Source organism: Chamaesiphon sp. VAR_48_metabat_403, from assembly GCF_031422475.1.
Taxonomy (GTDB): Bacteria; Cyanobacteriota; Cyanobacteriia; order Cyanobacteriales; family Chamaesiphonaceae; genus Chamaesiphon.
On sequence record NZ_JANPLS010000246.1, the window covers coordinates 1 to 8,560 of the forward strand.

The window sequence follows — 8,560 nt, forward strand, 5'->3', positions numbered from 1 at the left end:
TAATCCTTCCTGAGTGGATATCCTACCCAATCCTCTGGCATCAATAGTCGCTTGAGATTGGGGTGTCCCTGATAGACAATTCCATACATGTCAAAAGTTTCTCGCTCTTGCCAATCAGCAGTTCGCCAGATCCAATACACCGACGGTACGACTGGATTTTCACGCGACAAGAACACTTTCACTCGGACTTCTTCAGGTGCGACAGCATTATCGCTCAACTTAATTAAGTGATAAAAACTCACCAAATCGTCACCAGGGCCAGCATCGTAACCACCCTGACACTGCATGTAATTAAATCCATAAGCATACAGAGCAGTTGCTACAGGTAACAAAAACTGAGCATCAACCCGGATTACTTCGACATTCTGTTTGTCATTATCTAGGGCAGTATGATCGACAAATCCATTCTGCGTCAGCCATTGCGAGATTTTACCCGCAGGTACAATGGGAGCTGCGGCTGGCGTAATTTCTGCCGTTGGCTTAGTTTCTTCCTCAGCCACGTTCTACCTCCTGTTTTTGAGCGGTAACGAGCGCAGGTGAAACTGGCATTCCCATCGCAGCGGCGATTTCCGCAGGTGGACGATCGTGAGTACCAGTTTGGAGATATGCACCAGTCAAAATCGGCGATACGACTTTCATGTTATGTGTCGTACTGTAATAACGGTGGGTCTGATTTAATAAATTCCGCTCTTGCATCGACTCGTTGGCAATTTTCTTCCGCAGCTTAATCAGCGCATCCATTAATGCTTCAGGACGTGGCGGACAGCCGGGGACATAGACATCGACCGGAATTAGTTTATCGACACCACGTACTGCTGTTGGCGAGTCTGCACTAAACATCCCACCTGTAATCGTACAAGCACCCATCGCGATTACATACTTGGGTTCGGGCATCTGTTCGTAAAGCCGGACTAGTGCTGGAGCCATTTTCATGGTGATCGTTCCAGCCGTAATCAATAAATCTGCCTGACGAGTACTCGCACGGGGTATTAGTCCAAATCTGTCGAAATCAAACCGAGAGCCGATCATTGCGGCCATTTCGATAAAACAGCAGGCGGTACCAAATAGCAGCGGCCACAGGCTCGATAACCGCGACCAGTTGTAGAGATCGTCTACCGTTGTCAAAATCACATTTTCTGACAAATCGGTCGTCACTTGCGGACGCTCGATCGGATTGGAAATTCGATCTGTATTAGTAATAATATTAGTATTCACGACCATTCTAAGGCTCCTTTGCGCCAAGCATAAACTAGCGCAATTACAAGAATTGCGATAAAAACGAGAGCTTCTATAAAAGCAAGTAAGCCTAATTTACTAAATGCCACTGCCCACGGGTATAAAAATACCGTCTCCACGTCAAAGACTACAAAGACAAGGGCGAACATATAGTATCGAATATTAAACTGAATCCACGCACCACCGATCGGTTCCATCCCCGATTCATAGGTCGTCCGTCGTTCTGGCCCACCACCGCTAGGACGCAGTAATTTCGATGCTGATAATGCTAAAATCGGCACCAGGCTACATGTCAACAAGAAGCCGAGTAGATATTCATAACCGTTAAGGACAAACACAGATTATTCGTAGTCATGAAGGGATAAAGACCGATCTCTGGGCGATCGAGCAGTCAACTACCAACCTCTCTAATTTCAATACTTATCTGAGTACCTAAGTTCGAGAAGATTGCTAATTAGCTGTACTCGCTAGCTTAGAACTCAATCTGTTTCTATTTTATCCATATTCTGTACCGGGGGATAGGGCTTACTCTCAATTCCCGATCGATTTTACTGCAAACCTTACCGCTTATTTCTGCTGCGATCGACCTAAAAACCTCCAGCAACTAAAAAAGCTAGTCGTACCCGATCTAGCTGGAATGATACCTGATGATAATTTTTATTTAGTTAATTAAATCGGGGTGACAGGATTTGAACCTACGACATCCTGCTCCCAAAGCAGGCGCGCTACCAAGCTGCGCTACACCCCGTTATCTGTATAAACAACTATAACATACGATCGCCCAGAATAGATCGATAACATCTAAAAATTACCTTCAGCAATTAATCGGGATACCAAAACATGCCCTTAATTCCCTCTGGATCTTCAACAAAACCCATCCCGCTGTAGAAACCAACCACATGAGCATCTGCAAACAGCGTAATATTGCTAATATCTTCAGCACGGATCTTATCGATCGTATATTTCATCATTGCCTTGCCCAGTTTTTGGCCCTGAAAATCAGGATGAACGACAACATCCCACACGGTTGCGTTAAAAGCACCATCAGAAGTAGCCCGCGCAAACCCAATCATGCGTTTCGAGGCACCCCTGATTTCCCACATCGAAACGACAATAAAGCTATTCTGGATGGCCTTTTTTACCTTGCGAAGCGGACGACGCGACCAACCCACGATATCGCATAGCTCCTCCAACTCATACAAATCTAAATCTCGATCGGTACTAAAGAAAACTTGACTATTTGGGGGTAGATTAATTCCAGTTACTTTTACAGCCGGATCGACAGCGGTACCTGCTTTAGCTTCAGTAGCCGTATCGCCACCACTAAATAAACTCTTCCAAAAAACCATGTGGTGTGGGTAACAGAAATAGTAGTTACAATTACTAACTTTTTTAGCTAGAACCAGCTAATGTGAGTAGATATTAGCCAAATCATAACACTATTTTCAGGATCGTTTCCGCTTGTTCAGATCGAAATTCAGTCGGTGGTCGTTCTTTACTCCTAAGACTCCGATCGCCGCAACTTCAGCCACCACAAATCATGGCAAAATGGGTATGGTGATTGCAACACGATCCGATCGCTTAATTTTTAGCGATCGGAGTATAGGATCTATCGATTAACGTCTCAGGAGTAGTACTTTTATGGGCAGCGTAGTAGGTATCGATTTAGGTACTACCAACTCGGTAGCAGCTTTTCGCTTCGGCGATCTATTGCTAGTCACAGCAGCAGATAACAAATTGCCCGATCGATATCTCACGCCTTCGATTGTGGCATGGCAAGGCGGTAAACTGGTCGCGGGGCAAGCCGCTCAAAATCAACTCCGCGCCGAACCACATCATGTGATTACCACAATCAAACGCTTGATGGGACGCGGCATTGGCGATCCGACAGTGCAAGTCCAGATCCAAGATTGCGCTTATCAGATCGGTGCTTCCAGTCATGGTACCGAAAATAGTTTAGTGGTGCGCTTAGCCGATCGCGAATTTGCCCCTGAAGAAATTGCTGCTGAAATTTTAAAAAAAGTGATTGCCAATGCCGATTTATTTCAGCAGGAGCAGGGACAGACTGGCAAGATTACCGAAGCCGTGATTACGGTGCCAGCCTATTTCAACGATCGCCAGCGACACGCTACTACAATGGCGGCGATCGCTGCCGGAATCAAGCCTAGAGAGCTACTCGCCGAGCCAACCGCCGCCGCTATTTCCTATGGGTTCGAGCCTGGATCGGATCGAGAGGTGAAAACTATTTTGGTCTATGACTTTGGGGGCGGTACCTTCGATGCCTCGCTGATTACAGCTAGTGGCAACTGGTTTGCGGAGTTGGGTAAAGCTGGCGATCTGTGGTTGGGGGGTGAGAATATCGATCGACAGCTCGTTGACTGGGCGATCGAGCAAATGGCGATTAAAGAGGAATTACCGGACTTACGGAAGATTATCGCCAGCATGAGTGACGATCTGCAAATGCGGTTTTGGGTGGATCTCAAGTTAGCAGTCGAGCGGGCTAAAATTGCCCTCAGCTCGGCACCCACCGTGCGAATTATTCCGGCAACTCCCTTGTTTGACTCGATCGGGATGCCAATTTATCTAGATGTCGAGCTAACTGTCGCCGTCTTCAATGAATTACTCATGCCCTATCTGCTCAAAACGATCGATATTTGTCATGAAGCAATTAAATGTGCCGATTACTCGATCGATTTAGTAGATGCAGTCTTATTAGTGGGTGGCTCTGCCCAAATCCCGCTCGTTCGGGAACATCTAACATCGGTGTTTGGAGCCGATCGAGTCGTGGTGCATCCGCGTCCGATGTATGCGATCGCTGAAGGTGCGGCAATTGTCGCCGCTGGCTTAACCGAAAAAGTTTGCACTGTCTCACGCGACTATTACATCCGGCTCACTTCCGGTCTCGAAAAAGTAATCGCGCGGGGCGATACGCTACCTTTCAGCGGTATGTATACCTTTCGGACTATTTCCGATGAACAACGATTGGTCAACATTGCTTTTTTTAATCGGGATGACAGTAGTCAGCAGGATGAACTCGTCGGCGATCTCTGGTTGTCACTGCCTAAATCTTACCCAACCGGAACTGAAGTCACCGTAGCGTTAGAGTTAGACGAACAAACTAGTAGCCTTCAGGTTTCGGCTTTTCTCCGCCAAGATCCGAGCGTGCGGGGGAGTTGTACTTTTTCACGCGGTCGTTCCGACGAGCAGCTTTATCGTCAAATTGCCGAAATTATCGAAGAATCTAATCAGCAAAATCTAGACCGAGCAGAAATTCAAGAGCTGAATCGCCAGATTGCGCCGATCGTGGAAACTGCCAACCAAACCATCGATCCTCGCACGGGACAGGAACGTCTCGATCTGTTTAAAAAAGCTCAAGCGGCGATCGCCAAACTCCGGCGTGACTCGGCTACCGATCGGCGGAGTGCGGAAAACTGGGCGAACTACTGCGATTACTTGGTCAGTGTTTACAGTTTCTTGATGCCGCCAGCTCAAATCGATCGGCTTAAAGCACTGAGCCTCAAGCTGCGAGACGCACTCCATCGCAATGACTCCTCCCAAATGGAGGCAACCTGCGAAGCCGCTGCCCAGGAAAATCAATCGTTACCAGAGTGGTTGCAGCGCATTCGCTACTGCGAAGTGGCAACTTACAACATCCGTCAGCTCAAGCCAACTCAAGTAGCCATCATGGAAGCCCAGAAAGAGCAGTTAATTGCGGCACTACGAGCCGAAGATATTCCTACCGCCGAGCAAATCTGGTATGGTCTCCAGATCGAAGCAAATCAATGGATCGATCGAGCGGCTCCTGCGGGCACGATTGAGTGGGGGCTGCAACGATGAGTCAGTTTTTGACCTGTCCCGTCTGTGGGCGCACCCAAATTGACACTCCCAGATGTCCCAACTGCGAAGCCGATTTGACTGCACTCAGAATTTTGGCTAACTTGCCACCAGTCAAATCTGGATTGGATTATCGATCGCTGGTGCTGGCAATTGTAGCGGTAATTCTGGGGTTCATTGCTGCCAAAATTTAGCGATTTCATGAATATATTCGAGCATTGGTTAGAAGCTTTGCGGACTGCGCCACTATTTGGATTGGGTCAAAAATTCTCAGACGATCGCGCCAAATTACTCGCCGCCGAACAATTCGCTGCTGCTGGTGAATTTAACACCGCCTTGAATGTCGCCAGAAATTTAACACTAGCTTTTCAAGCTCCAGTTCCCTTTTGGCAATATCCGTGGCGACAGTGGCAAATTCGGCCCCTCATCGCTAGATTAAACGATCGGGTACCATCCTGGCGCAAAATAGTTAGCGACTATTACGTGGTATTTCGCTCTGCTCGATCGATGGCGATCGCTGGAGACTTTGCTAAAGCTGAGTCGGAACTAAACAGTATCCTGACCGTTTATCCCCATCCCGATGGACGAGACTTGCTCAAAGAGTTGCAGCGGCTCCGCCAAGGGCAAGAATGGTTAAAACTAGGATTAGCTGCCGAACTATCTGGATCGCTGGAAATCGCCCGCTATCACTATCAGAATCTGGCGAATGAGTTTCCTCAGTTACAAGCAATCTGTCAGCGGCGATCGATCGTGATGGCAATCCACGAGCGCAATTGGACGGCAGTCATCGCATCTACCCACAACTCCAGCGATCGATTAGCTGTGAAGTACAATGCACTCGCTCGTTATCAACAAAATCAGATCCAGCGATTACAACTGCTCCGCCAGATCCAGCAACAGCTACAGGCACAACAGATCGAGGCAGCTTGGCAAACTAGTATCAGTTATATCGAAGCAATGGGTACCGATGCATTTATCCAACAGATCCGGACTGAATACATTCAGCCTCAACTTACCAATGTTGCCAGCAATTGGTCGGATCGGTACGAGCTTGGCAAACAAAGGTGGCAACAAACAGGCGGCAATGCACTCCTCCACGATTGGGCGATTGCTGCCTATTACCGCTTTGGGTCCAATCTCGATCGCCTCGACTGGCTCCAAGAACTAATCCCGATTTGGGTCACAGCGAGCATTAATACCAACCTCCCCGACCCCACCCTCGCAACTGCTCGCATCCGCGATTTAATATCATCGATCGTCGATCGATTTCCCGATCCGACCGTAAAATCGGAGTTACAGCTTGAGTGGCAACGGGAGCTAATGGCGGTTGAGTGGTTCGGAACGCCGCCCACGACAGGCTTACGGATTCGCGGCGTATTTATCTCTCCTGGTTTCTACGATCTGTTTAAATCCCAAATGGCTCATGTCCAATTACCAGAAAAACTGTGGGCGATGCTGTATACCCCCTGGTGGCGATCGGTAGTAACCTGTCAACAAGGAAATCCAGTTCGAGCGATGGTCTACAAGCCGACCGATCCCCCAGATTCAGTTGCTAGTCAACTCGCTCAAAAATTTGTCGCATATCATGAGGGTTGCTATTATCTAGAATGCCGCCCCGGTGGCTTTCCCCGTTGGCGTGAAGCCTTTCGAGTCCTAGAGCTAGCAAAAGTGCAAATTCTTCAATCCCCAACCTGGCAATCGACAATCGATCGACTCTGCGATACCCATCAACTCTCGATCTGGAATCCCGCTGACCGATTAGAGTTTGCCAACTGTTGGTACGATCTGCTCCAAAGCGACAGTGCGAACATATTTCTAAATTTTGTCACCAATTCTACTAACGATGGCTCCCAATCTAGTTGATTTCTGACTAAGAAGCTGTAAGAAAATAAACTCATGGTTTCGATCGGTAGTTTCGCCACGAGGAAAGCTTTCAGTCTCAAAACATGAAGTTGTTTCTTTACAAGCCCTAAGCAAGCATAATTAAATCTAAAATATTATCTATCAACATTATGTTCGATTCTCATCCCTATCAAATCTTAGAACTAGATCCCACCGCGACTAGTGCCCAAGTGCTCAAGGCATTTACCCTCGCGATGCAGCGCAAGCAATATCCCCCTGATGTACTGGTTAAAGCACGCAAACTGCTCATGAATCCCGACGATCGCCTCATCATTGATTATCTTTGGGGGAGCTGGCAACAGACAACCTCTACTACCTCTAGTTCCAATCCATTACTCCTAGCTACTTTAACCACTAAAATTGATGAGTTGACAAGTTCGATCGACAAGCTAGCTCAAACCGAACAGCTTACGCCACAGTTAATGGATGAGGAGATTGGTGTTGCCGATCGACTATTTATCGAGATCGTTAAAAATTTTACTAGTAATACAGGTGAATATGTATCAGATTAGTGCCGCCGAACGCGATGAAATCATAGCCCAGATCGATCGGACGATCTGCGAAAATGCCGCACTTAAAGCCAAACTTCAGCAGCAGCAAGCTACAACCGCCGCTGCAAACAATCACCTGTTAGTGGAACTGCTCGGACTAGTCGATGCATTGGATTATCTCAGGATCTATTTAGCTGAAAACCCCGATCCACCTCCAGCCTTTCGCCAGCGGTTGCCTCACTCTGTGCGATCGATCTCCAGTAAACTAGAGGCAATCTTATCTGGCTGTGGCGTTCGCGAGATCCCAGTCCCCCTAGATGTTCCCCCCAATTTTAATGTTTGTACTGCCGTCAGCAGGAAGTTTCGATCGGATCTACCCCCTCAGTCAGCGATCGAAGTCACTCGGCGAGGTTTTTATATTGGTGATGCCATCTTGCGATCGGCAGAAGTCATAGTTTCCACAACCGTCTCAGAATAGCGATCTCCTTATCCACCAATACCAATTTATGTTCGATTGGAAAAATTCAGTCATAACCGATCCCGCCACAACCATCAATTAGTTATCCGATCCTAAACAAACCCAAAACAGAATTTAAAAATTCTTTGAATATCCCAAAAGCTTGCCCTGTATCGTTCTTCGGTATTTATTAGCCAGCCTTTAGGTCTTAACTTTAAAAAAACAATTGAATCAAACTTACTAATATTATCTAAATACACCTGAAACTCAGCCCCAGAACCAAAATATAATTTTCGACCAGATGCTTGACATTCCAAGTTAGGTGGGATATATTAGTAAAGCGGTCGAGGGAAACAGCGACACGGAATCGGCGAAAGTCGCTCTGCGAGCCAACTACCTTCACCACTGAACCTAGACAACTATATAGTTTGAAAGCCTATACAACCTCGTTAAATTCGTTAACACGATTATAACACGGTCGAGCCATAATTTGGTCAGACCAAGACTTTGTAACGAGTCTTTAAATATTACACACGAGCCAATTCTACATGGCTTTTCATAAATATTATGGAGAGTTTGATCCTGGCTCAGGATGAACGCTGGCGGTATGCCTAACACATGCAAGTCGAACGGAACCTTA

The 8,560-nt window shown here is 47.1% G+C and carries 9 protein-coding genes, 1 tRNA gene and 1 rRNA gene; 6 read left to right on the plus strand and 5 right to left on the minus strand.

The features are described from left to right. The 5 genes from RMO79_RS11610 to RMO79_RS11630 form a co-directional block, all read right to left on the minus strand. Nucleotides 1-500 (minus strand): NAD(P)H-quinone oxidoreductase subunit J (locus tag RMO79_RS11610; protein ID WP_310483322.1); only part of this gene is annotated, 500 nt, incomplete at its 3' end. Then, nucleotides 493-1,221, minus strand: a complete 729-nt coding sequence (nuoB, locus tag RMO79_RS11615) for an NADH-quinone oxidoreductase subunit NuoB (protein WP_310483323.1) — start codon at nucleotides 1,219-1,221, stop codon at nucleotides 493-495. The genes RMO79_RS11610 and nuoB, both read right to left, overlap by 8 nt. After that, nucleotides 1,212-1,574, minus strand: a complete 363-nt coding sequence (ndhC, locus tag RMO79_RS11620; protein ID WP_310483324.1) for a photosynthetic/respiratory NAD(P)H-quinone oxidoreductase subunit C — start codon at nucleotides 1,572-1,574, stop codon at nucleotides 1,212-1,214. Before ndhC ends, nuoB begins: the two co-directional genes overlap by 10 nt. Before the next feature lie 336 nt (nucleotides 1,575-1,910). Further along, nucleotides 1,911-1,984 (minus strand) — tRNA-Pro (locus tag RMO79_RS11625). 73 nt (nucleotides 1,985-2,057) lie between these two features. Further along, complete coding sequence (locus RMO79_RS11630) at nucleotides 2,058-2,585, minus strand: GNAT family N-acetyltransferase (protein ID WP_310483325.1); 528 nt, start codon at nucleotides 2,583-2,585, stop codon at nucleotides 2,058-2,060. Between the two features lie 292 nt (nucleotides 2,586-2,877). Between RMO79_RS11630 and RMO79_RS11635 the strand changes: the two genes are divergently transcribed. The 6 genes from RMO79_RS11635 to RMO79_RS11660 all read left to right on the plus strand — a co-directional run. Continuing rightward, nucleotides 2,878-5,073 (plus strand): Hsp70 family protein, encoded by a 2,196-nt coding sequence (locus RMO79_RS11635; protein ID WP_310483326.1) that lies wholly within the window; start codon nucleotides 2,878-2,880, stop codon nucleotides 5,071-5,073. Continuing rightward, the gene (locus tag RMO79_RS11640; RefSeq protein WP_310483327.1) at nucleotides 5,070-5,264 is read left to right on the plus strand and encodes a hypothetical protein; all 195 of its coding nucleotides are present in this window, start codon (nucleotides 5,070-5,072) and stop codon (nucleotides 5,262-5,264) included. The genes RMO79_RS11635 and RMO79_RS11640 overlap by 4 nt, the downstream gene beginning before the upstream one ends. 7 nt (nucleotides 5,265-5,271) lie before the next feature. Continuing rightward, nucleotides 5,272-6,933 (plus strand): hypothetical protein, encoded by a 1,662-nt coding sequence (locus RMO79_RS11645; RefSeq protein WP_310483328.1) that lies wholly within the window; start codon nucleotides 5,272-5,274, stop codon nucleotides 6,931-6,933. Nucleotides 6,934-7,082: 149 nt separating this feature from the next. Next, on the plus strand, nucleotides 7,083-7,484 hold the full coding sequence (locus RMO79_RS11650; protein ID WP_310483329.1) for a hypothetical protein: 402 nt from the start codon (nucleotides 7,083-7,085) through the stop codon (nucleotides 7,482-7,484). Next, nucleotides 7,471-7,941 carry a nucleotide exchange factor GrpE gene (locus RMO79_RS11655; protein ID WP_310483330.1) on the plus strand — a complete coding sequence of 157 codons (471 nt, stop codon included), beginning with the start codon at nucleotides 7,471-7,473 and terminating at the stop codon, nucleotides 7,939-7,941. Before RMO79_RS11650 ends, RMO79_RS11655 begins: the two co-directional genes overlap by 14 nt. Nucleotides 7,942-8,484: 543 nt before the next feature. Then, nucleotides 8,485-8,560 (plus strand): 16S ribosomal RNA (locus RMO79_RS11660); the annotation flags it as partial.